General features: G+C 50.3%; 20 protein-coding genes. 1 reads left to right on the top strand and 19 read right to left on the bottom strand.

Translation table 11 applies throughout. The annotated features are described in order from the left end of the window. Window positions 1-29: 29 nt before the first annotated feature. The 19 genes from IEY53_RS22495 to rpsF form a co-directional block, all read right to left on the bottom strand. Entirely contained in the window at window positions 30-1,322 is a 1,293-nt protein-coding gene (locus tag IEY53_RS22495; RefSeq protein WP_189029006.1) for a YycH family regulatory protein, read from the bottom strand. Next, window positions 1,319-3,148: a cell wall metabolism sensor histidine kinase WalK gene (gene walK / locus IEY53_RS22490; protein ID WP_189029004.1), complete on the bottom strand. Its 1,830-nt coding sequence runs from the start codon at window positions 3,146-3,148 to the stop codon at window positions 1,319-1,321. The genes IEY53_RS22495 and walK overlap by 4 nt, the downstream gene beginning before the upstream one ends. Continuing rightward, window positions 3,148-3,879, bottom strand: coding sequence for a response regulator YycF (gene yycF, locus IEY53_RS22485; RefSeq protein ID WP_308424244.1), 732 nt, complete (start codon window positions 3,877-3,879; stop codon window positions 3,148-3,150). Before yycF ends, walK begins: the two co-directional genes overlap by 1 nt. A 150-nt stretch (window positions 3,880-4,029) precedes the next feature. After that, window positions 4,030-5,583 carry a M23 family metallopeptidase gene (locus IEY53_RS22480; protein WP_189029000.1) on the bottom strand — a complete coding sequence of 518 codons (1,554 nt, stop codon included), beginning with the start codon at window positions 5,581-5,583 and terminating at the stop codon, window positions 4,030-4,032. A gap of 303 nt (window positions 5,584-5,886) precedes the next feature. Then, entirely contained in the window at window positions 5,887-6,546 is a 660-nt protein-coding gene (locus IEY53_RS22475) for a hypothetical protein (protein ID WP_189028998.1), read from the bottom strand. 170 nt (window positions 6,547-6,716) lie between these two features. Further along, complete coding sequence (locus tag IEY53_RS22470; protein WP_189028996.1) at window positions 6,717-8,003, bottom strand: adenylosuccinate synthase; 1,287 nt, start codon at window positions 8,001-8,003, stop codon at window positions 6,717-6,719. A 212-nt stretch (window positions 8,004-8,215) separates the two neighbouring features. After that, complete coding sequence (gene dnaB / locus IEY53_RS22465; protein WP_189028994.1) at window positions 8,216-9,577, bottom strand: replicative DNA helicase; 1,362 nt, start codon at window positions 9,575-9,577, stop codon at window positions 8,216-8,218. Between the two features lies 1 nt (window position 9,578). Beyond that, window positions 9,579-10,025, bottom strand: coding sequence for a 50S ribosomal protein L9 (rplI, locus tag IEY53_RS22460; RefSeq protein WP_189028992.1), 447 nt, complete (start codon window positions 10,023-10,025; stop codon window positions 9,579-9,581). Then, on the bottom strand, window positions 10,022-12,028 hold the full coding sequence (locus tag IEY53_RS22455; RefSeq protein WP_189028990.1) for a DHH family phosphoesterase: 2,007 nt from the start codon (window positions 12,026-12,028) through the stop codon (window positions 10,022-10,024). Before IEY53_RS22455 ends, rplI begins: the two co-directional genes overlap by 4 nt. Before the next feature lie 11 nt (window positions 12,029-12,039). Next, window positions 12,040-12,957 carry a DUF2232 domain-containing protein gene (locus tag IEY53_RS22450; RefSeq protein ID WP_189028989.1) on the bottom strand — a complete coding sequence of 306 codons (918 nt, stop codon included), beginning with the start codon at window positions 12,955-12,957 and terminating at the stop codon, window positions 12,040-12,042. 6 nt (window positions 12,958-12,963) lie between these two features. Continuing rightward, window positions 12,964-13,266, bottom strand: coding sequence for a MazG-like family protein (locus IEY53_RS22445; RefSeq protein WP_189029100.1), 303 nt, complete (start codon window positions 13,264-13,266; stop codon window positions 12,964-12,966). A 172-nt stretch (window positions 13,267-13,438) separates the two neighbouring features. Next, the gene (locus tag IEY53_RS22440) at window positions 13,439-13,864 is read right to left on the bottom strand and encodes a CBS domain-containing protein (protein WP_189028987.1); all 426 of its coding nucleotides are present in this window, start codon (window positions 13,862-13,864) and stop codon (window positions 13,439-13,441) included. Window positions 13,865-14,061: 197 nt separating this feature from the next. Further along, window positions 14,062-15,111, bottom strand: a complete 1,050-nt coding sequence (locus IEY53_RS22435) for an LCP family protein (protein ID WP_189028985.1) — start codon at window positions 15,109-15,111, stop codon at window positions 14,062-14,064. Window positions 15,112-15,477: 366 nt separating this feature from the next. Next, window positions 15,478-16,425, bottom strand: a complete 948-nt coding sequence (locus IEY53_RS22430) for a D-alanyl-D-alanine carboxypeptidase family protein (RefSeq protein ID WP_189028983.1) — start codon at window positions 16,423-16,425, stop codon at window positions 15,478-15,480. 183 nt (window positions 16,426-16,608) lie between these two features. Next, complete coding sequence (gene opp4A / locus IEY53_RS22425) at window positions 16,609-18,339, bottom strand: oligopeptide ABC transporter substrate-binding protein (RefSeq protein WP_189028981.1); 1,731 nt, start codon at window positions 18,337-18,339, stop codon at window positions 16,609-16,611. A gap of 202 nt (window positions 18,340-18,541) precedes the next feature. Further along, a complete protein-coding gene (locus IEY53_RS22420; protein WP_189029097.1) occupies window positions 18,542-20,518 on the bottom strand; it encodes an endonuclease MutS2 in 1,977 nt (658 codons plus the stop codon). A gap of 513 nt (window positions 20,519-21,031) precedes the next feature. After that, window positions 21,032-21,304, bottom strand: coding sequence for a 30S ribosomal protein S18 (gene rpsR / locus IEY53_RS22415; protein ID WP_189028979.1), 273 nt, complete (start codon window positions 21,302-21,304; stop codon window positions 21,032-21,034). A gap of 21 nt (window positions 21,305-21,325) precedes the next feature. Continuing rightward, entirely contained in the window at window positions 21,326-21,841 is a 516-nt protein-coding gene (gene ssb, locus IEY53_RS22410; protein WP_189028977.1) for a single-stranded DNA-binding protein, read from the bottom strand. Between the two features lie 48 nt (window positions 21,842-21,889). Further along, complete coding sequence (gene rpsF, locus IEY53_RS22405; protein ID WP_189028975.1) at window positions 21,890-22,174, bottom strand: 30S ribosomal protein S6; 285 nt, start codon at window positions 22,172-22,174, stop codon at window positions 21,890-21,892. 221 nt (window positions 22,175-22,395) lie between these two features. On the opposite strand from rpsF, the gene IEY53_RS22400 reads away from it, so the two are divergent. Continuing rightward, a complete protein-coding gene (locus tag IEY53_RS22400) occupies window positions 22,396-22,593 on the top strand; it encodes a YjzC family protein (RefSeq protein ID WP_189028973.1) in 198 nt (65 codons plus the stop codon). Window positions 22,594-22,884 lie beyond the last annotated feature (291 nt).

Raw genomic sequence — 22,884 nt, 5'->3', positions numbered from 1 at the left:
TGATCAGCTAGTCATCCGGACCCATAAGCCTAATTCAATGTAAGCTCATTGCCGTCGCTGAGAGTAACTCTCCAGACGGGGCGCAGCCGCAGCTTCTCCCCTTGTACCACCGGCACGTAAGCCGGTGTCAAATCCTTCACCGGCGATGCCTTGCCAATCTCGGCCAGCTGGGCTTTCAGCTCTTCACCGCCTGGCAATTCCACAACCTTTTTGACGGCCTGTCCCTCATCAACATACATCAAAGAGCGTTCATACGAAGAAACTGTCCCCTGCTGCAGCTCCAGGTGAATCACCCCGTACTGCAGCTGCCCGTCACTTATAATCGGGTAGGAGCCATACGGATAGGAACCGTAATATTGCTGAAAGGAAACCTTCCGCTCCTGCCGGCCTTCCTCCGTCGCCGCCAGCCGGTACGCCCCGTTCCAGCCGCCATGCTGGTTCACGAACTCCACCGCTTCCAGCGCATCCTTGGCCGGTGTGCTCTCTCCTGCCGGCAGAGCTGCAGGATCACTGTAGCTCATCCAGTTCTGTTCTTGATCTACCTGAAGGCTCCGCTTGCTGTCCGTATAAATCTCCGAGCCATTCTTCTCCTGTATATACCGGGTGCTGCCCGCATCGAAGAAAAGATTGCTCTGCATTTGTTCCGTAGTGTACATGTCAGAAGGGATTTCCGCCTCAATCAGTGAAACCCTGGTCTCCGGTACATAATAATCACCATTATCGGTGGTGTACACCGTCCAATTTTTGCCGAAATCCACATGCTGCTGAATATCCTGAACCGTAAGGTCAGCTTTGGCAGCTTCGTAGACAATATCCCCACGGGTGCTGAAGAAGACTGCATGCGCCTTGGAGTCATTTTTGATGCTGTAGATCCAGATCCGGTCGATGCTCTCCCCGGCGAACAGAGAATCCGGCGAGAGCTGCATTACCCGCTGCAGCAGCGTAACAGGAATACCCGCCCCGAAGGAGAGCTCAATTCCGGGGTTCTCCTGGCGGATCTTAGCCCAGTCGAAATCCTGCACGGAGCGCCGCTGAAAGCTCTCAAAGCCGCGGCCCTTGAGCCGGTTCAGGATCAGATTGTAAAAGGTTGAGCTGGGATAAAAGAGAGTATGCTTGTCCGCTCCCATATGAATAACCATCTTATCGGGATAGAGCAGGTTCTCGACCTTCTCCTCCGGTCCCATATTGTCGGTCTTCACATATAAATTCTCCGACAGCACCGCCGAGTCCGCTCCCGGCAAGCGGTAGATCAGGTAATAGCTCTCTATCAGGCTGCTGAGCACAAGCAATGCAAGAATCCATGACTTCACTCTCTCCTTCACGCTTCCATCCCCCTTTGTCTCTCCAGAGGCAGCGTGAAGGTCACCTGTGACCCTGCATCCAGCTCGGATTGCAGCGAAATAGAGCCTCCATGCGCTTTCACAATTTCCCGGGCAATGGACAAACCGAGTCCGGTCCCTCCCATGCTCCGTGACCGGGCTTTATCGACCCGGTAGAAGCGCTCGAAGATCCGCTCAATATCCTTTTTAGGGATGCCGATACCCGAATCACGGACCGAAATAGACAACATGCCGTCTTCATTCTTCAAGGCTTCGAGCTCGATCCTGCCACCTTCCGGTGTGTATTTCAGCGCATTGGAGAGCAGATTGCCCAGTACCTGATCGATCTGGTCACGGTCCAGCCAGGCCGTGGTGATATCTTTACGCACCCTTGTCGTAATATCAATCCGCTTCTGGCGCAACTGGAAGGAGAAACGGTCAGCCACATCCTCCAGCATCTCGGTTATATCCGTCGGCTGAATACGCAGCCGCGCCTCCTTGGAATCCAGCCGGGACAGGTGCAGGAGATCCGTAACCAGCCGGATCATACGCTCGGTCTCATTGCGGATCACGCCAACGAAACGAACGGCCAGCTGCGGGTCTTCCAGGGCCCCGTCGTCAAGTGCTTCCGCATAGCTCTTGATGGTCGTAAGCGGTGTGCGCAGCTCATGCGAGACATTGGCCACGAACTCCCGCCGTGATTCCTCCAGATTCTCCTGCTCGGTCACATCCTGGAGCACCGCAATCGTACCGGCAATGCCGCCTTCCCGGCGGTGAATCGGTGTAAAGGTGACCCTAACGATATTAGGATCCACCCCGCCCATATGCGTAAAATGCAGCATTGCCGACTGGGCATTGCCTTCGGCCAGTGATCCTGTCTGCTCTTCGTCAAGACCCAGCAATCCATCCAGTGTCGCACCTTCCGGCAGCGGGCCTTCGGCGCCCAGCATCAATGCCGCACGGCGGTTCATCAGAATCACAATCCCGCTCTCGTCGGCAGCCACCACACCATCACTCATATTGGTCAGAATGGAAGCGAGCTTCTCCTTCTCTTCTTCGTTCTGCGAGAGCGCCTCATGCAGTCTTCCCGTCATATAATTAAATGCCTGGCTGAGCTGGCCGATCTCATCGTTGCCGAATACAGGCATCTTGCGGTTAAAACGGCCTTCGGCCACGGCAGTCGCATGTTTCGTCATTTCCTTGATCGGCTGGGTGAAGGTGTGGGCTATAATGACACCCAGTACAGCAGTTAGTGCCAAGGCAAGCAGCAAGCCTGAAATAAATACGCTGTTAATCCGGCTCATTGTTGCATAGAGGTCCTTCATATCGGCGGCAATATAGATCGCGCCCACTACCTTTTCGCCGGAAAGCACGGGCTTCGCTACGACCTTTTTGCGCACATTATCATCCGCAATGATATATTCTTCATTGTCGCTGATTCCCTGCAAGGCCCGGCTGACTACAGTCTGCGTATTGCGCTGGCCCACATAATCACTCTGCGAGGGGACCGAGGTGGTGATGATCTTGCCGCTCGCATCCAGCACCTGAATTTCGGCGCCGCTGATGTACAGATTATTGACCATGCCGCGCAGGCTTTCCACCGCTGCCTCTTCGTCGGTAGTCCCGGCTTCGCTGCCGAATTTGTCCGCGGTCAGAATCGAAAGCATTTCCGCACGGGCCTTCAGGTCCTTGGTGAAATTATTAGTCAGCGAGTTCTTCATCGAGCTGACAAAGTACACCCCAATCAGCTGCATGGCAATTAGAATAAGCAGCACATAAATGATAATAAACTTGGCCTGAATCGTCCGGAAAAAGGACAGTCCCTTCATCACAACCTTCCGTTTTTGGGGCTATGCATCAAATAACCAAGCCCGCGCCGGGTAAAAATATATTCCGGCTTGCTGGGATTCTCCTCAATCTTCTCTCTTAGACGCCGGATCGTTACATCTACGGTCCGCACATCGCCGAAATACTCAAAGCCCCAGACGGCCTGCAGCAGATGCTCCCGGGTCATAACCTTGCCGGCATGCCGGATCATATAATACAGCAGTTCATACTCCCGATGCGTCAGATCCAGTGGCTCGCCGCCCTTGTACACCATATACATATCGGTATCTATAAACAGGTCAAAGTGGTGAATGCCCTGCTTGTTTCCGGAGGGCTCACTTTGTGTCTCCGAGTGAGCAGGCTTATGCTGCCGCCGCATTTGGGCCTTGACTCTGGCCAGAAGCTCACGTGTGCTGAACGGCTTGGTCACGTAATCATCGGCCCCCAGCTCCAGTCCCAGCACCTTATCAATCTCTCCGTCTTTGGCGGTAAGCATAATAATCGGAATATCCAGATGCGCAGAGCGAACCTCGCGGCAGACATCCATTCCGTCCTTGCCCGGCAGCATGAGATCCAGCAGCATGAGATCCGGACGTTTAGACAAGGCCAGCTCCACTGCGCTAATACCGTCAAAGGCGCAGATCACCTCATAGCCCTCTTTTTCCAAATTAAACTTCAGGATGTCAGCAATAGGCTGTTCATCGTCTACTACCAGAATCGTTCCCATCTGCATGTCCTCAGCTTCACCTCTCTATCCATTGTTAACATTGATTCTTTTATTTTAACATACCTGTCAGGGCGTCACATCCTATGAATAAAGGGCAGCCCCCCTGAACGGCAGAAACCGCCCGAGCAATTCGGGCGGCCTCTGGTCGATTATGAATTATTGCAGAAACTTCATGGGATTAAGGGCAGTTCCATTCTTGCGGATTTCAAAATGAAGATGAGTGCCGGTGGAACGGCCGGTATTACCCATTACACCAATCTTGCCGCCTTGCTCCAGACGTTGGCCTACAGAAACAGAAATGCTGTTCAAATGCCCGTAATAGGTCTCATAGCCATTGCGGTGATCCATAATGACCACATTGCCATAACCGCTCATGACACCTGCAAAGGTAATTGTTCCGGCATCCGAAGCCATAATCGTACGGTTGCCGGATACCAGGTCCACACCTTTGTGGCTGCGGCCCCACCGTTCGCCGAAGCTGCTGGTGGTCGTAGCCCCGGTAACCGGCCAAGCAAACCTGCCGGTTCCTTCGCCGACCACCTTGGTGCCACGGTAGACCACCTCAGGCAGGGACGCCTGAATCACAGTCTGGCCTAGCCACTCCTCTTTTACCACCACACCGTTCTCTTTGGTGAGCTGATACTGCATCTGCTTGAGTCCGGTTTGTCCGGGACGCACGACTTTGCTCTTGCCGGCTTCCAGCAGATTGCTGGTACGCACCTCAACCTCAGGCTCCGTAACCACTTCTTCCGATACCTGCTCCACCGTCACCACCGTGAGATCCGGCTGCGGAACCGTAAGCTGCAGCTCGTCCCCGATCTGCAGAGTCAGCTCCTTAACTCCAGGGTTGTGTGCAAAAATCTCCGCCTGTGTAATTTCAAACCGTTTGGCAATACCGGAGATCGTGTCGCCTTCCTGCACTGCATATACCAGCGGTGCCTCCTTGCCTTCCGTCAATACCTTAACCGCTTCTTCAAGGTTCAGCACCTTGTTCGGATCAGCCTGTACAGGAACTACCGTAACTTCTTCCCTGATCTTGGCCGATGCAACAGGTTCTGCAGCGGTCTGGCTAACCGCGGCGGTTCTGGAAGCGGCCGTTTGCTTCAGTATTGCACCTTTGGATGCAGCTGTCTCGGGCAGATAGTGCTCCTTGACTCCCTGAAGCACCGCACTCGCTGTTTCCTGGTCCTTCACAATGCCGACCGCTTTGCCGTCCACCATCAGCTTCACGCCTACGGCATACGCTTTCAGCATCCCGTCGAGCTTCTCTAGGGTCGCTTCGCTGTCAATCTCCGGCTTATAGGCTTTGGCAGCCTCGGTCGTAATGCCTTCCGTCTGAAGAACCATCACCTTGTCGGGGTATTTGGTCTGATACTCCCGGCGCTTATCCTCGAACACCTGCTCCAGCAGCGACGCCTGGCTGAGTGTTCCAATCTCCTGGCCCTTCACCAGCACCCGGTAGTAGGTTATCGTATTGGCAGCAACGTATTGCTTCTGGGCTCCGACCCATACGGTCGCGAGCAGCACCAATCCGGCCGAAGCCAAAATCCAGGAACGGCGAATCTTCCTTGAACCCTGGGCCACTTGCTTGAAACTATTGGGGGGGATGACGGTTTGGTTATCCAGTTGATCATTTGCACCCGAATCTGCGGAAGCACCCTCGCGGTTCCGCAGTTTCCCCATCCGGCCTATGAACTTAAATCCCTTCATGAAACTCTCCCTTTCAGTCCACCCATTCACACATGTAAAGATGGTAAGCTTATAGTATTTCCCCTCGTATATACATTGCCGCTTATATATTTCTGTCTGAATTAGTACGAATGATCTTGAGGTTCTTGAAGTCCAAAAAGGTTACAAAACTTTAACCGAATATGGTCCTTGTTTACTGTACCATAGGCGGAATAACAATTTCAACTTTACAGACAGGATAAAACCCGCGTAAATCGCGGGTTTTTTGTATAAATATGACTATTAAACAGCAGCTTGGTGTCCAAAAAGTGACGGTTTCTAATTTTAAGGCGTTGCCGCTTCCGTCGGTGTAAGCATTTTCAACAGGGTGTCGTATTCATCCGGATCTACGTACTTGGCAATAACCTGTTTCAGCTCCTGGACCTCGGTTTCGGTCAACCCGTCTTCCATCGCAGCAGAGATTTTCTGCATCTCCTCCTGCGGCAGCTTGGCCATCAGTATATTGAAAATATTGACCTTCTCTGCGGAGGGCAAACTGTCCTTAAGTTCTGTCATCTCCTCAGAGGTCATGACCAATTGCTGATCGAGTGCACTATCGCTTTGGCCATCTCCACTTGCTGCTGAATCCGTAGAGGCTTGTCCCATAACTGGCAAGGAATCCTCCGGCACTGTCTCCCCGGCAGGCGTCTCCCCGTTATGGGCAGGCGGCTTCTCGTTGACGTCATCTGCTTTCTCTTCCTGCACACTGGAGGTCGCCTGATCGGAATCACCGGCATCCTTTTTGGGCTCTGGCTTGCTGTCCATCCCTATAATCGTCCGCATCAAACCGCCTATTCCTGGAGCAGGTGTGTCCACTTTAATATCCAAGCCGGCCAGCAGGGATTGAACATAAGCATTCACCACCACGCCCGTCGTCAGGATAGAAAGTGTGCTTGCCAGCACCACAATCAGGCACACACCCAGTGCGCGTTTAACCAACCTCATCTTCACTTCTCCTCTCGCGTCTCTCCTGTTTCATCTCTGGAGAATCCAGTCCATGTTCCATCTATTCTTCCAGTATTGACCAGAACAGGCCTTGGGAAACCTTTGGCGGTTTGAGCATACGAAAAAGAGGCCTCTCTCGAGGCCTCCGCAAGTTGTACTGCTTAGATAGATTAGATATAAATGGGCATAACTTGATTGGTCTGTTCCCGGTTGCGTCCTACAGAGAAGATGGCAATAGGAATACCTGTCAGTTCCGATACCCGTTCTACGTATCTGCGTGTATTCGCCGGCAGATCTTCGAGCGTCTTCGCAGAGGTAACGTCCTCACTCCAGCCCGGAAGCTCTTCATACACTGCTTCGCATTCTGCCAGCATTTTGAGGCTGGCCGGGTAATGTGTGATGACCTCGCCACGGAATTTATAGCCGGTGCAGATCTTTACCGTCTCCAGTCCGCTGAGCACATCAAGTGAATTCAGGGACAGACCGGTAATGCCGCTGACACGGCGGGCATGACGTACCACTACACTGTCGAACCAGCCGACACGGCGCGCACGGCCGGTAACCGTACCGTATTCATGACCCGTCTCCCGGATATAATCACCGGTTGCATCATTCAGCTCTGTCGGGAATGGACCATCGCCAACACGTGTTGTATAGGACTTGGCCACACCGATAACCTGTTTGATCTTGGAAGGTCCTACCCCGGAACCGATGCAGACACCGCCAGCGGATGGATTGGATGAAGTTACATAAGGGTAAGTCCCTTGGTCAATATCCAGCATGACCCCTTGCGCGCCTTCGAACAAGACTCTCGAATCGGCATCAATCGCCTCATTCAGCACAACTGAGGTATCTGTAACATATTTGCGCAGCACTTCCGCATACTCCAGGTACTGAGTCAGGATCTCTTCCACATCCAGCGGTTCAGCGCCATATACCTGCGTAATGACCTGGTTCTTCTCTTCCATCAAGTGGCGGAGTCTTAATTCAAATTCCTCTGCATCCATCAGATCGGCAATGCGGATACCGTTGCGTGCAGCCTTGTCCATGTAGCATGGGCCAATTCCTTTACGCGTGGTACCGATCTTGTTCGGGCCCTTGCGGTCTTCCTCCAGGGCATCCAGGAGCATATGATAAGGCATAATGACATGAGCCCGATCGCTGACGACCAGGTTGTCTGTATCGAATCCATTCTCATGAATATAATTAATTTCTTCAATCAGCGCAGCCGGGTTAATCACCATGCCGTTCCCGATGACACAAGTTTTCTCTTTATAAAATACACCCGATGGAATCAAGCTGAGCTTATACTTCTTTCCGTCAATCAGAATCGTGTGACCGGCATTGTTGCCTCCTTGATACCGAGCGACCACATCTGCGCTCTCTGCCAGAAAGTCAGTGATCTTCCCTTTGCCTTCGTCTCCCCATTGTGTTCCCACGACGACTACCGTTGACATGTTCATTCCTCCGTAGGTGCTCGCGAGCACCATTATTTATAATAATATGGGCTCTGCACGTCTAGCTTATGTACGTAGCCCTCCGGACGCCCAAGCGGTTTACCCCGCCAAAGCACAATACCAAGTTTAACAGCCGGAATTTTCAAAGTCAAATAAAAACGAACGATCACACCCCGTAGAGTGCAATCGTTCGGATATGATCATAATTATACTTAACCTGCAAAAGGTTCAGCGTGTGCACGCTCGTAGTTGACGAACTTGTTGAAATTTTTTAGAAATACTAGCTCCACGGTTCCCACAGGACCGTTACGTTGTTTGGCAATAATGATTTCGATAATATTTTTCTTTTCCGTATCCTGATTGTAATAATCATCGCGGTATAAAAAGGCTACAATGTCGGCATCCTGCTCGATTGAACCGGATTCCCGCAGGTCACTCATCATCGGGCGTTTATCCTGACGCTGCTCCACACCCCGGCTAAGCTGGGAGAGGGCAATTACAGGCACATCCAGCTCACGGGCAATCTGCTTGAGCGTACGGGAAATCTCCGATACCTCCTGCTGGCGGTTTTCTCCGCCTTTGCCTCGGCCCTGAATGAGCTGCAAGTAGTCAATGACGATCATGCCCAAGCCTTTCTCCTTCTTCAGTCTCCGGCACTTTGCACGGATATCTGTAACCGTAACCCCTGGCGTATCATCGATATAGATCTGCGCTTCCGACAAGGATTGAATTCCCATGGTCAGCTTGGACCAGTCATCATCACTTTTGAATTCTCCGGTACGCATTGTATTGGCATCGAGGTTGGCCTCGGCGCAAATCATCCGCTGAACCAGCTGCGGAGCCGACATTTCCAGACTGAATATGGCTACCGTCTCTTTGGCCCGTACAGCCACATTCTGGGCAATATTCAGGGCAAACGCCGTCTTCCCTACGGAAGGCCGGGCCGCCACAATGATCAGGTCATTGCGCTGGAAGCCATTGGTCATATGATCCAGGTCAGCAAAGCCGGACGGGATACCGGAGGTATTCCCTTTGTTCATATGAAGCAGCTCCACCCGGTCAAATACCTGCATCAGCACATCCTGGATCGCGATGAACCCGCTGCCGCTTCGCCGGTTGGAGATTTCCAGAATCCGCCGCTCCGCATCGCTCAGCATGTCGGCTACATCTTCGCCGCCCGTATATCCTTCGCTGACAATTTGCGTTGCTGTACGGATCAGCCTCCGCAGCATAGCCTTCTCTTCAATAATCTGCGCATAGTAATCCACATTGGCAGCCGTCGGTACTGCGTGAGCCAGCTTGGCCAGGTAGCTTACACCGCCGATGTCTTCGAGCTGTCCTTTGTCCTGCAGTCTGGACGTCAGCGTAATCAGATCTATCGGCTGGCTCTCTTCTCCGAGCTGCACCATCGCATCAAATATCATTTGATGCGGTTTATCGTAGAAGTCTTCGGTATTCACCCGCTCCATGGCGGTAATCAGTGCCTCATCCTGCAGCAGAATAGCCCCTATTACAGCCTGCTCCGCTTCCAGATTCTGCGGGGGAACCCGATCGAAAAAGAGATCTCCACCCATACTACTCCTCCGTTACCTGAACCTTGAGTGTAGCTTTGACCTCCGTGTGAAGTTTAACAGTTACCTGAATAACTCCCAGATGACGAATCGGCTCACCCAGTTCAATTTTGCGTTTGTCGATCGTGATGCCTTCGGTGGAAGCCAGGGTCTCTGCAATCTGCTTGCTGGTGATGGCACCGAACAACCGGCCACCCTCGCCTGCTTTGGCTTTCAGCGTCAGCGTCAGCTCATCCAGCTTCTTGCCCAGTTGCTGTGCTTCCTCCTTCTCGTTGTCCTTGCGCCGCTGCTCGGCAGCCGCCTGATTCTCAAGCGTTTTTACATTGCCCTGTGTTGCCGGACGAACCAGTCCCCGCGGCAGCAGGAAGTTGGATGCATAACCTTCCGATACCTCTTTAACCTGACCCTTCTTGCCTTGACCCTTCACATCTTGCAGAAAAATCACTTTCATTCGAATAGCCCCTCTTTCGCTTCAATTTCAGCCAGCACTTTCAGCAGTCTGGCCTCTGCTTCCTTGCATGTTCCTTCCAGCTGTACGGCAGCGTTGGACAAATGCCCGCCTCCGCCCAACTTCTCCATAACCACCTGCACATTCATTCGCCCTAATGAGCGGGCACTGATGCCGATCAGTCCATCAGGGCGCTCGCTGATGACAAACGAAGCCACTACATTCGTCATGCCCAGCAGCGTATCCGCAGTCTGAGCAATCAGCAGCTGTGGAATCTTCATCCCCGGTGCCGTAACCACCAAGGCAATATGGTCATAGACCATCCGCGCATGCTTGATAATCTCGGCTTTGGAGATATACTCCTGCAGATCTTCCTTCAGCATGCGTTGAATTAGAATCGTGTCCGCTCCAATCCGCCGCAGAAAACCTGCTGCTTCAAAGGTTCGCGACCCCGTATGCAGTGCGAAATGTTTCGTATCCACGGTAATCCCGGCCAGCAGCATCGTTGCCTCCAGCGGGCTCAGCTTCACTTTGTCGTGGATATATTGCAGCAGCTCCGTTACCAATTCACAGGTAGAGGAAGCATACGGTTCCAGATATACCAGCACAGCCTCGTTGATAAATTCCTCACCTCTGCGGTGATGGTCCACAACTACAATCCGGCTGGCATGCTGGACCAGTCTGGGCTCCATCGTCATCGATGCTTTATGCGTATCGACTACAATCAGCAGCGTGTGCTCCGTAATAACCTGCATCGCCTGCTCCGTGGAGATAAACGATCGGTTCAGCTCCTCGTCCTTGCGGATCTGCTCCAGCATGCGGGTAATGGACGGGTTAGGACCCTCCATGACAATATTAGCTTCCACATTGTACATTTGTGCCGCTTTGAGTAGACCGATGGCTGCGCCTACAGCATCGATGTCAGGAATCCGGTGTCCCATAATGAGCACACGGTCACTCTCCTGCATTAGGTCACGCAGGGCATGGGCAATCACGCGCGCCCTTACCCTTGTCCGCTTCTCTGCGGCGTTGCTCTTGCCTCCATAGAAGGACAGCCTTTGGCCTGCTTTGACTGCCGCCTGATCGCCTCCGCGTCCAAGCGCCATATCGAGACTGGACTGGGCCAGCGCCCCCAGCTCACTGGCAGAATCGGCTCCAAAAGCAAGTCCGATACTCAGGGTCATCGGCACCTTAAGATCCGCAGTCATCTCCCGCACCTCATCAAGAATGACGAACCTGCTCTCCTCCAGCGCCTGCAGGCTGCGGTGATTCAGCAGCATCAGGTAACGCTCGGAGGACAAGCGGCGCAGATAGACTTCATACTGCTTGCTCCATTCGGTGATTTCACTGGTCACTTTGGCAATCAGTGAGGTGCGCTGCTGGTCGTCCATTCCTTGGGCAGACTCGTCCAGGTTGTCCATCATCACAATGCCGATAGCCAGCTTTTCTTCTTCATAACGTTCGCGAAGCACCACAAGCTCCGTAATATCATACAGGTACAGAAGACGCTCACTTGGAATAATGACTACTTGATAGTAACGCTCATCAACATGGATTTCCAGCCTCGAATCCTTCAGGAGATTCTCTTTGGCCGCCTCCCGCTTTCCTTGTGCGCTGCCTGCAAGAGCAGGGACAACATCCGGCAAAAGCTCCCCTATGGGCTCCCCTACGAGAGACTTGCGTGCAAAAATCTCGCCAGCATACCGGTTGTTCCATTCGATGGACCGATCCTCGCTGTACAGCACAATCCCTAGCGGAAGCATGCTGACCGCTTCTCCTTCTACCCGTTTAATTCTAAAGGACAACCCGTTGATGTACTCCACCAGATTGCGCCGAAACGATATTTCCGCTTTCAGCATGGAGAAGCACAGGGTGCCGGCAAGGAACAAACTGGCGACACCCAGGACCCAGTTATAGATGCTGACTACGATAATAAGAACCAGCAGCAGCATGAACGCCCATACGGTATGATAGCCGTGCCAGCGTCTTTGCAGAAATTTAGGCATGAACCCTCACCCTATCGTTTCGATTTCGTCACAAGCTCACGTAGTGGGAATACCAGATCGATGATGCCGATAATCCGCAGCGGCGGCAACAGAATAATGGGAACAGCCAGCAGGATTGGAACAATTTTATTCCATTTCTGCTCATGCGCTACAAAAAAGAAAAATCCGATGGCCTGAATCATAAATCCGATTCGCAATAAAGGAAGCAGATTGGCAGAGATCATCAGCATAAAATTGCTGTTTGCACCGGAGAACAAAAGTTGGATCACTACGCCGAGCAAATAGTACCAGATAAATGATCTTGGAAGTCTCCATTCACGCGCAGGAGCCAGTCTCGGCACCGCATATTCCATACTGTTCAGGATTGGACGAACAATAGAGTGTGTAATAACAGCTATCAGAAACGAGGTGACAATCATGGTCATCGGAATCATTTGAACTGTCATATAGCTGATTTGCCGCACTTCTTCGGAAGTAATACTCATATCGCTAAGCAGCGGGTTCGTGCTTCCGAAATCCGACAACGGCGATGTAACCAGTTGCAGCACATCATTAACATAACTCGAGAGATCAAAATTAAATAACGCCTTGCCTAGCAGCAAGAGCAGCAGAAACTCTCCAATGATGGTAATCGTACCGGCAAGGATTGTGGACAGGGCGGAAGCGCGTTTCTTATACCAGCGGCCCATGATTAGAGCCGGCAATATAAAATAGGCAACGATAATTAAATACATGGGTGTAATCAAGCTCACGATGAGAAGAACCGGCAACAGATGCAGAATGAACTGCTTGGTGCTCAGTGTAGTGAACAGAACCACGGCTGGAATAATCATAAACAGAGTGGTGATGATGAGCAATGGAGTTGATAAAGAAAGCAGCAAGAGCAGGTAAGCAACACTCCAGGCTACCGATGTCCAGCGAAATTTCAACAGTATTCACCTCTTACGCATATGTTCTTCTAATGCAGATATATCCTGGTACCACTCTTCCAGCTGATGTCCTTCCTGCCTGTGCTTTTTAAGCTTCTCCAGCAGTACATCATCGAGCTCACGATAGGGAATACCCAATCTGCGGCCGAGAATGTAAGAGCTCATAATCAGACTGGCCAAGCTGTCGCCCACACGGGCTGTACTGCCTTCCCATAAGGCTTTGAATAACCGTGAGACTTGATCGATCACTTCCGTCTTGAGCCATTCGATGACTTTGGCACGTTTGGCCACATCCAGATCCTTCGGCACATTGGGCACGTCTCTCTACCTCCGGCAAAATGCTTTATTCCCGATTATAGCATAAAAGTATCCCGGCTTCACGGCAGCTCCCCAGGCGCAGGCCCCCCTTTAAAAAAGCCTGCATTCCGCTATCGCCGGAAATACAGGCCTTGGTTCGTGTAATGCCGCTGTCACTTGCGTTTTACAGCGATTCCTGGGATTCCCTGGAAACAAACTTCTCGCAATATTCTATGACTTGACTCCGCCGAACTATGCCAATGAACCGATTCATGTCATCAACCACAGGCACAAAATTCTGCACCTTGGCCAGATTGATCAAATCTTCCATATCGGCTTCAATCGAGACTGGCCGGTTGTTCATCCGCAGCGGCACATCCTTAAGCAGATATTTGGAAGCATTCTCAAAAGTAACCTTGCCGTCAGAATCCTTCATATACCAGAGCAGGTCACCTTCCGTTACGGTACCGGCATACTCTCCATTCCGGTTCAGAATCGGCACGGCGGTATAGCGATGATACTCCATCCGCTCCAGCGTCTGACGCAGCGTTGAATCCAGCGTCACACAGGCTACCTCCTGTTTCGGGAGCAAAAAAAATGCAATGTTCATGTCTTGATCCTCCTCAAAGAGTTCCGAAGGAATAACGTTCTTTACCCTCCACTTTCACTAAGACCCTGTAGTTATACGCGGCGGCCAATGAATAGTTCCACTCCATTATACCACGAAGACAGCAAGCAGCAGCCACTAACATTCTCCATGGCTGCTGCATTTTGATATATCCTATTTGTTTGTTTATCCGTTCAGAACTATTGTGCTGTACCAGTCGCCTTTGGCTCCAGCGCATTGCTGGCTTTTCCCGGCTCTATTAATTGTCCCACGGGTGTTCCGGCATTCATCCAGTTGTCGATCAGCATCTTGGCCTGGTCGAGATCCTCTTCGTTAGCGATGTCATAATAGACGCCATTGATCTTCTTGCCTTCCCCCAGTACCGTGTAGCTGGAGATATCCATCTCATTGCCGCCCATAAATTTCTTGGCGAGACTAATGATCATGGACGGCTCAATATCCGTCTTGAAATTGTCGCCCATGATTTCCAGCAGCTCCGGAATATTGCTGATTTGGCTGATGGACAGCATCTTATTGGCTACTACATCGATAAATACCTGTTGCCGCTTGGTGCGGTTAAAGTCACTGTCCTCGCGGTAACGCGTGTAATTCAGGGCCTCTTCACCACTGTAATTGTCTTTGCCGCCTTTGATCGTGAACTTCTCATGGTCCTTGCCTTTGTTTACGATATCCTTCTTGATCGGGAGCGGAACGCCTCCAATGGCGTCAACGGCATCTTTCAGCCCCTGAAAATTAATTGTGGCATAATATTGAATATCATGCTCCAGCAGTGCTTCCAGCGTATCCTTGGCCATCTGCTGGCCGCCAAATGCAAAGGCATGCGTGATTTTGTCTTTCTTGTCTCCGCTGTGGCCGATAATTTCAGTGTAAGTGTCGCGCGGGATGGAGATCAGCAGAAGCTTATAATCCTCCGGACGCACCACTGCATAGATCATGGTATCCGAACGGGCAGTTTCATTTTTCCGTTGGTCCGTACCCAGGAGCATCAGGGAAAAGGGCTCGCTTTTGTATACGATAGGTTCCGGCTTCACCTTATTATCGTCTTTAACCAGCGGCACATACGACTTATCCTTCAGCTTGGCTTCGACCTGGTCCGACAAAAACAGATCAAAGGCCAGCACAGCCAAAGGTTTGCGGAACAAAAATCCTCCGGCGGCTACAATCAAAATAAGAATTAAGGCAATATATCTTTTCTTCATTTTATCTTTCACTTTTTTCTTCTTTTTCATGTTTTCAATCCTTTTTTATGGTGGAATATACAAATCATTTCTGGCAATATATTTGCAATGCTTACCTGTCTTCTGACCAGGAAGTCATGTTTGTACTGCTTGAGCGGTATTGTGGCTACAACCGATTCCGTACTTCCTTATTGTTCCCCCTTTCCGAAATTCGGGTCAATCTAATTGTAGAATAAACCTGGGAATCCCCTTTGACACAGCCTTATAAATGGGAAAGAGTTGGGCTCCCGGGACTGCACCTAAAGAAACAATATTTCTATTGTAATCACTAAACGCATAAAAAGAAACAACAAATAACGACACCTTTCATGAAAAAGCATCACTCCGGCTGTCTGAGCCGAAATGATGCTAAGGCCATCAACCTGTTACAAAGCCAAGGGCATGCATGATCCATTTCATTCTTTCCCCAGCGGGCAGGGTCTTGTAAAACCCGTAATCAAACAAGCTCGCGGCCCCTTCAAACCGGCTATGCCGGGTCTCTGCACCCATTACGACTGCGATCATCCGGCGGCCGCCGCGCTCTGCAGTACCCGCAATGCAGTATCCGGTACGGGTATCATATCCTGTTTTCAGCCCATCGGTGCCTTCATACGCATAAGCTCCGCCCATAGCAGGGAGCATAAGGTTTGTATTGCTTACATACAGTCCTTTGCCTTTAAGCTGCATTTGCGTCCGGCTCGAGTGACCTAGTACTTCAGGATGATGGTCAATTAGAGCGGCTGCCAACCGCGCTGTATCTTTGGCAGTCATTACCGTCTCCCTGCTCCTCTGTCCCGGCGGGCGGTTCGGATTCACGTCACTAACCGGCAATCCAGTAGCATTGGCAAATATAGTAGCGGGAGACATTCCCAAGCTACGGGCTTTATCATTCATAAGGATGACAAAGGAAGGCTCTGAGCCCGCCAGGTGCTCGGCCAAGGCCAAAGCGGCGTCATTGGCGGAGTAGATGGAAATCCCCTCAAACAGCTCTCTTACGGTATACGATTCCCCCTGTTTCAAAGACAGGGTAACCCCGCCGGCCGTACTGGCGTAGGCACTGATATGCACCCTGTCGTCCCACCTGGTTTTTCCGGCTGAAATGTGATCCAGCACGATCATTTCGGTCATCAGCTTGGATACGCTGGCGGCCGGCATCGGCTCATCACCGTTTTTGTTTAACCATATGCTTCCGCTATCCATGTCCAGAAGCACTGCTGCGTTTGCCTTAATATAGGGTTTAAATCCGAGTACTACCGGTTTAAATGCGATTAAACAGGCAACGATTACCAGGGCTGTTGCGGCCCCCACTGCGATCCTTCTATTCATCGTTGTCATCCTCCATATATATATGACGAACGAAACTGCATTTTGATTTCATTTTTTTTTAGAATTTTCTCATTTTTATTAAAGTTGGCGAATATATACTACCTTTCACCCCATTAACTGACCGAAGAAACGATAAAATCCTACAAAAAAAGCCGGCGCATATTCCGCCGGCTTTGAACCTGTCTATTTCTTGTTGTCGTCTTCCTGAATCCACCATTTATAGGGATCAATAATATTGCTCACTGAATTGACATGCACGCCCTGTAACCGCTTATTCACAGCAGTTATGCTCTCCCTTTCGGAAAAAAAGATCATGGGCACCTCTTCGTTTAGCATCTTCTGCCATTCATAATACACTTGTCTGCGGTATTCCTTGTCATAGGATTTCAGCCCGATGCCTTCCCGGATCAGCTCTTCGTTCCTCTTGGAGGTCCAGCGCGGGTAATTCCACAAATCATTCTCCCGCCATAATCCGGACGGATCGGGATCACTTCCCAGTCCCCAGACACCATTGAACAATTCAACTGACGGATCATCTCTTTCAACCGCATCATAAAAGGCATTCAATTCCTTTAAGGCTCCGCCATTCAGCCGCACATTAAGCCCCACATCCCGCCAGTTTTGGAGGATAGCAGCTGTGCGTGCTTCGTTCATCTTACTCCCGGTCATGGCGTCATACGAGATCACGAAGGGTTTACCTTCGGGATCTTCACGGATCCCATCGGCATTCCGGTCTGTATAACCGGCTTCATCCAGCAGAGCTTTTGCCTTCACGGGATCATAGGGGTACGTATTAATCTCTGCATCCGGAATTTTGGCCCAGCTTGTTCCCGGAAGAGGGGTCTCAATGAGCTGGCCAAGTCCATAAGAGAAGGTATCAATGATTCCTTCACGGTCCAAAGCGTAGTACATCGCCTGCCGCAGCCTTTTATCCTTAAATTTAGGATTGTCCATTACAATCTTCTCATTCTCCGGGTCCCAATGTCCGAATTTGAAGCCTATATATTCATAAGACAGCTCAGGCGCTTGCAGAATATTCACATTCTCCAGTTGTTCCAAGCTTTCATAAGCATCCCGGGAGGCTAGGCCAATGTCTATCTCACCCTGCTCAAACAGGCTGTTTACAAGCTTTTCGTCAAACACCTTATACTGAATGCCGTCAAGCAGTGCCTTGCCCCGATAATATTTATCAAAACGTTTCATCTCCACAACCTTGCCGGGCTGGACAGAGGTAACTTCAAAGGGACCTATGCCAATCGGGTGTTTTCTGACCTGATCACTGTTTGGCATATCTTTAACGGCTACACCTGCGAAATATTTTTTATTCATCGGATAAGGCCACAGGTTGTCAATCGTGTTCACGCGGGCGCTTGTTACCGTAATCCTAAGCGTATAAGGATCCAACACCTGAATACCTGAAATTTCTTGCGCATCTCCGTTGTGATAGGCCTCGGCGCCCTCAATCATCTCCACACTGTAATAACGCGGGCCGGTATAATCCGGACTTGCGATGGTCTCCAGCGCAAATTTCCAATCCTCCACAGTCAGCTCGTCCCCGTTATGCCACAGCACACCCGGTTTAATTTTGAATGTAAACGTCCTGTGATCCTCTGACTCCTGCCACGTGGCAATATTCGGGACTGTCGTCAGATCATCTTTTAACGTGAACATAGCCTCCGTGGTAAACTCTAATACCTGGTAATCGTCTTCTCCCTCATAAAAGGCCGGATCAAAGAGCCCCTTGAAAGGTGCAGAGTATCCGTAAGTCGCAATCCCTCCTGCCTTGGGCTGGATGGATTCGTTATGAATGACATGATCGGAATGAATACCGGATTTAGCTCCGCTGCATGCGGACAGCATAGTAGCCATCACCAGCAGCGCCAGCATAAACCGGCTTGTTTTCTGGTTCTTCATGAATCCTTTCCCTTCTGCTGCCTCTATAATAAACCAATGGTCAATTTCATTTTAGACAGTAGTTTTTATAACTACACTATAGTGAATATATACAAAATCGCTCATAAAGTGAAGCCTGATCCCTAATTTATCCTCTTCATTCCTGTTTTTAGCACAGACAAAAGGCCTGCCCGTATGGACAGACCTTTGCCTATTTGTCTATTTATTGATCATCCTCCGACTTATGAATAATGGTAACCCCCTCCACATGTTTGCGGCGCATCAGCTTACGTTTCTTGCGGTTTCCTTTACTCTCAAAAATAATATCGAAATCGTATTCCTCCGGATACAGCTCCTCTTTGGACAGATAAGGTTTCAACCTTTTGTGGTTAAATTTTAATTTCTGCTTTTGAATCATCACTCCGACTCTTCCCATAACATCCATTTTCTCATAGACGATTCCCGTTCTGTCCAAAGCTGTGACATACACTGCATCGCCTATCTCAAATACATGCGGTTTTACCACCGGCTTGTCGGATGCAACAGACCCTTCTTCTTCAACTGTCTGTTGCTCCGGATTCCGTGATCCTCCTGCTTCCTGCCCGTTATTATCATCTTGGCTGTTTCCTTGATCCAAGAAGCTGCTCACCCAATCCCCGCCGGCCTGCCGCCTTCCCTGCTGTGCTTCGAGAATTTCTCTGGACCGCTCGATGACGCCACTCTGGATCCCCAGCTTTGTAGCAATTTGCAGCGCATAGCTTTCACCGGCTTCTCCAATCGTCAGTTGATAGAGCGGCCTGAGTGTTTCTTTATCGAATTCCATTCGCGCGTTTTGAAAGCCCGAAGTGGCAGCAGCGAACCTTTTCAATTCATTAAAGTGGGTAGTGACAATAATATTGGCTCCTCTACGGCTTAATTCCTCCAGTATGGCTATAGAAAGGGCGATACCTTCTCCAGGGTCCGTTCCGGCAGCCAGCTCGTCGATAAGCAGTAGAACACCTCTTGCTGCACTGAACAGCATGCCCTCAATACTTTTCATCTGCGCGGAGAAGGTGCTTAGCGATTGTGTCAGACTTTGTCCGTCCCCGATCACACTCAGCACATCGGAGAACACTGCAAATTCGCTATCCCCTTCAACGGGGATAAGCAGCCCCGACTGTACCATGATACTCAGCAGCCCCAATGTCTTCAGCACTACCGTTTTACCTCCGGTATTCGGTCCCGTAATTATAAGCGACCGGTACCCCTGCCCAAATTCCAGGGTAACCGGAATCATCCCTTGCAGCATCGGGTGCCGTCCGCCATTCATTCTCAGGAAGCCGCGTTCATTGAGCGCCACCGCTATAGCGCCCATAGACCGTCCGTACTTGGCTTTGGCGAATATAAAGTCATACACCCCCGATACCTCAATGTTGAGCCTTAGCGACGCCTGCTCCTGCTCTATAAGGCTCGTCAGCCGGCTCAGAATGAGGTTTTCCTCCCGTGCCTCATCCGCTGTCAGCAAATCCAATTCACCCTGCAGAGCGGCAATCTCGTAGGGCTCCATGAATACCGTCTGCCCGCTTGTCGATTGGTCCAGTACCGAACCTTTGATCAGCTTGTGATACTCCCTTTTCACCGGTATGACATACCGCCCTCCCCGCAAGCTGTATATTTTCTCCTGCAAAATAGATTGGTGCCGGGACAGAATTCCGTCTAATTTCTTATGAAGCCGCTCTTTAGCCGTAGTCAGCCGCTTGCGCACCCGTTCCAGCCCTTTGCTCGCCCCGTCTTCAATCGCTCCAAAGCGAATGCACCGCTCGATTTCGTCCCGTACATGATTTAATTCCATCAGGGATGAAGCATAAGAAGCAACCCGTGGCGCATGCTGCTGTTTGGATACCATATACTTGCGAAGCTGGGCACAGCTCTTCAGAAATGTCGCTACCGCAGTAAAATCCTCCTCCCTGTATAGGTAACCTGTTCCGATGAGCGACATCAGCCATTCCATCCCTTCCAGAGAGGGGATCGGTACGCTTGATCCCTTTTCCAGCAGTTCCTTCGCTTCAGCCGTTTCCTCGAGAGCTCTGCGAATGGCCGGCAGGACCGTCATCGGCTCCAGTTCCTGGACATATTTCTTTCCCGCATAAGAGACCGCGAACCGTTCTAAATCTTCCTTAATGCTTCCGTATTCCAATGTTTCCAGACTTTGTGCGTTCATCATTCGTAGCCTCCTTGTATATTCTGCCTGTTCATGGGTGTAATTGGCCCTAACACAAAAAGGGCAAAGAATGCCACTACGGCAGTCCTTGCCCTCATATTTGTACGGTGCTGTTCCTATATTTGTCATGCCTACTCCCTCTACAAGGACCAGGACGCAAAAAAACCGTGCTGCAAGAGCACGGTTCATGACAAAGGTTCAACAGCCGTAAAGAGGCCATATGACGCTTCGCGTGTTCTTAACTAAATCATTCATCTTTAAGAACACTGCATAGCCTATTCGCCTAGACTCGAATAGAGCACGTCCTCTCGGGAGAACGGGCCTGCTGGCATGTCTTCAAAGATGATATGAAATTGCTAGTTAAGAACGCTCACCAACATCAAAATTTCCCCTTTAGTTATAGGATACCTGTAATTTACTATATTGAGCAGATGAAGTCAACCGAACAGATACTGAAGTATGACGTCATAACAAAAAAGACAGCCGGATTAACGGCTGTCTCTGGGAAACATACTATTCCGTTGTGTAAGGCAGCAACGCGATTTGACGCGAGCGTTTTACAGCAATGGTAAGAGCACGTTGGTATTTTGCACTTGTGCCTGTTACACGACGCGGCAAAATCTTTCCGCGCTCGCTGATGAATTTCTTGAGAAGCTCAGTATCTTTATAGTCAATGTGAGTAATCTTGTTCACAGTGAAGAAGCATACTTTTTTACGCTTGTTGCGTCCACCACGACGTGCCGGTCTTTTGTCGTTGTCTCCGCCTTCTCTTGGTTTAAAAGCCATGTTCAGTTCAGTCCTTCCTTATTAAAATGGCAAATCATCGTCCGAAATATCGATCGGTTTTCCATCGCCCGAAAAAGGATCTTGAGTATTGTTGTTACGCGAGAAATTATTGTTATTTCCGCGTCCACTATTGCCACCGCCACCGCTATTGCCGCCACCAAAGGCTGGCTCTTCAGGCATAGCTGCACCACTTGCTGCACTGCCACCTTCACGGTTCTGCGAAGATTCCAGGAAACGGACATTATCAGCAATAACTTCAGTCACGTATACACGTTTGCCTTCGTTATTCTCATAATTCCGTACTTGAATGCGTCCTTCCACGGCTGTCAGACGACCTTTGCGCAAATAATTGGCACAGGTTTCTGCCAGCTGTCTCCAGGTAACAACCGGGATGAAGTCTGCCTCGCGTTCACCGTTCTGGCCCGTAAAGTTACGGTCTACGGCTAGCGTAAACTGTGTTACGGCAACGCCAGCGGGAGTATAACGAAGTTCCGGGTCACGGGTCAACCGACCGATCAGAATGATACGGTTCAACAATTCATTCCCCTCCTTATAGAGCGATTTGTTACAAAGCTTGTCAAGATCTTAGGCAACGTCGTTCGTAATGAGATAACGAATAACTTCGTCAGAAATCTTCATGATACGTTCTAATTCAGTAACTACTGCAGGCTCTGCAGTAAAGTTAACCAAAACAAAAACGCCATCACGGAATTTCTTGATCTCATACGCAAGACGGCGTTTACCTTGCACATCGTGCTTTGTAATTTCCCCGCCGTTGGAGATGATGCCTTGGAATTTTTCGACTGCTGCTTGAACGGCTTCTTGTTCAATGTCAGGACGAATAATGTACATCACTTCATATTTACGCATAATTTCACCTCCTTATGGTCTGTGGCCCCTGATCGCGCCAGGAGCAAGGAACGAGATACACACTCAAACTCGCACCACTTAAATATATCAAAATGAGCTGCAGAGTGCAAGCTTTATTCAGGATATGCAGATGCTGGGGGCTTTTGGGCGCATACATGAAGAGCCCGCTCAGTGCGCAGAATATAACCGAATTCATTACACATTCAAGAAGGAGGATCATCATGGGCGAGCAAACGGAATATGAAAAAGGCAATAAAGCCCCGAATCCAGGTATCTACACCGAAGTTGGCGAAGCCCGCAGCTTCCATACGCAAATTACAAACCCAAGACAGATTGAAATGAAAAAAGGCGATACCTTTCCGGAGACAACGAACAAAAACCGCAAATGGAAAAAAATCGAAAAAGCCCGGGTTCATTAATTTTTGAACCAGACGTATAAACACCCCATCACTGCGCCATACTATTATCAGGCAGTACAAAAGAGAGGTGTGGTTCCGTTGGACGTCGTAGACGAACACAATCACAGGGATTCTGATTTTTTAGCAACTATTGTTCTTAGGGAAGAGTAGTCGGCTGTTGTCTTAAAAAAGCAGCAGCCGCAGCATTACCTTAGTCACTGTAGGGGCTTTAGAAAGAGAAATTCCAAACATCATTGATGTACTGCCTCCTAAGGAAGGACCCGCATGGGTCCTTCTTTTTGCTTCGGCTAT

Source organism: Paenibacillus albidus (assembly GCF_014644435.1).
Taxonomy (GTDB): Bacteria; Bacillota; Bacilli; order Paenibacillales; family Paenibacillaceae; genus Paenibacillus_AQ; species Paenibacillus_AQ albidus.
Note: the sequence above shows the minus strand (reverse complement) of the source record. Positions and strands in the feature narration are given on the sequence as shown.

Coding starts and splice junctions, on each gene's coding strand:
- walK (WP_189029004.1), bottom strand. CDS start 3,148: ATGAAGGGACTGTCCTTTTTCCGGACGATTCAGGCCAAGTTTATTATC.
- yycF (WP_308424244.1), bottom strand. CDS start 3,879: ATGCAGATGGGAACGATTCTGGTAGTAGACGATGAACAGCCTATTGCT.
- IEY53_RS22480 (WP_189029000.1), bottom strand. CDS start 5,583: ATGAAGGGATTTAAGTTCATAGGCCGGATGGGGAAACTGCGGAACCGC.
- IEY53_RS22475 (WP_189028998.1), bottom strand. CDS start 6,546: ATGAGGTTGGTTAAACGCGCACTGGGTGTGTGCCTGATTGTGGTGCTG.
- IEY53_RS22470 (WP_189028996.1), bottom strand. CDS start 8,003: ATGTCAACGGTAGTCGTCGTGGGAACACAATGGGGAGACGAAGGCAAA.
- dnaB (WP_189028994.1), bottom strand. CDS start 9,577: ATGGGTGGAGATCTCTTTTTCGATCGGGTTCCCCCGCAGAATCTGGAA.
- rplI (WP_189028992.1), bottom strand. CDS start 10,025: ATGAAAGTGATTTTTCTGCAAGATGTGAAGGGTCAAGGCAAGAAGGGT.
- IEY53_RS22455 (WP_189028990.1), bottom strand. CDS start 12,028: ATGCCTAAATTTCTGCAAAGACGCTGGCACGGCTATCATACCGTATGG.
- IEY53_RS22440 (WP_189028987.1), bottom strand. CDS start 13,864: ATGAACATTGCATTTTTTTTGCTCCCGAAACAGGAGGTAGCCTGTGTG.
- IEY53_RS22435 (WP_189028985.1), bottom strand. CDS start 15,111: ATGAAAAAGAAGAAAAAAGTGAAAGATAAAATGAAGAAAAGATATATT.
- IEY53_RS22430 (WP_189028983.1), bottom strand. CDS start 16,425: ATGAATAGAAGGATCGCAGTGGGGGCCGCAACAGCCCTGGTAATCGTT.
- opp4A (WP_189028981.1), bottom strand. CDS start 18,339: ATGAAGAACCAGAAAACAAGCCGGTTTATGCTGGCGCTGCTGGTGATG.
- IEY53_RS22420 (WP_189029097.1), bottom strand. CDS start 20,518: ATGAACGCACAAAGTCTGGAAACATTGGAATACGGAAGCATTAAGGAA.
- rpsR (WP_189028979.1), bottom strand. CDS start 21,304: ATGGCTTTTAAACCAAGAGAAGGCGGAGACAACGACAAAAGACCGGCA.
- rpsF (WP_189028975.1), bottom strand. CDS start 22,174: ATGCGTAAATATGAAGTGATGTACATTATTCGTCCTGACATTGAACAA.
- IEY53_RS22400 (WP_189028973.1), top strand. CDS start 22,396: ATGGGCGAGCAAACGGAATATGAAAAAGGCAATAAAGCCCCGAATCCA.